The sequence below is a fragment of the Corallococcus sp. 4LFB genome (assembly GCF_046520365.1).
GTDB lineage: Bacteria > Myxococcota > Myxococcia > Myxococcales > Myxococcaceae > Corallococcus > Corallococcus caeni.
Genome location: NZ_JBKGHJ010001187.1, coordinates 1 through 669 on the forward strand (window position 1 = coordinate 1; position 669 = coordinate 669).

1 protein-coding gene is annotated in these 669 nt (G+C 69.8%); it reads left to right on the forward strand.

All coding sequences use genetic code 11. The features are described from left to right. Nucleotides 1-669 (forward strand): condensation domain-containing protein (locus tag ACLEQD_RS44830; RefSeq protein WP_410391981.1); only part of this gene is annotated, 669 nt, incomplete at both ends.

Below are 669 nucleotides of genomic sequence, written 5' to 3' on the forward strand. Positions count from 1 at the left end.
GGGCGGAGCTGGAAGGGCTCATTGGCTTCTTCGTCAACACGCTGGTGCTGCGCGCCAGGGTGGACGCGGAGGCGCCCTTCCGTGAGCTGCTGAAGCAGGTCCGAGGCACGGTGCTGGAGGCCTACGAGCACCAGGACGTGCCGTTCGAGAAGCTGGTGGAGGCGCTGCAGCCGGAGCGCAGCCTGAGCCACACGCCGCTGTTCCAGACGCTGCTGGCGCTCCAGAACGTGCCTCAGGGCGACCTGGGGTTGCCGGGCATGACGCTCAAGCCGGTGATGATGGAGAGCCGCACCGCGAAGTTCGACCTGAGCGTCTTCTTCGTGGAGGAGGGCGAAGGGCTGCGGGGCACGCTCGAGTACAGCACCGAGCTGTTCGACGCCACGACCGTGCGCCGGATGGTGGAGCACCTGCGAGTCCTGCTGGATGCGGCGCTATCGCGTCCGGAGCAAGCCGTGTCCCGGCTGCCGATGGTGGACGCGGAGGAGCGGCAGCGGATCCTCGACGGTGGCAACCGCATGGGCGCGGAGGCCACGAACACCGCGCCGGTGCACGTGCTCTTCGCGGAGCAGGCGCGGAAGACGCCGGGCGCGGTGGCGCTCAAGGCGCAGGACGGGCGGACGCTGACGTACGGCGAGCTGGACGCGAAGGCGAACCAGCTGGCGCACCACC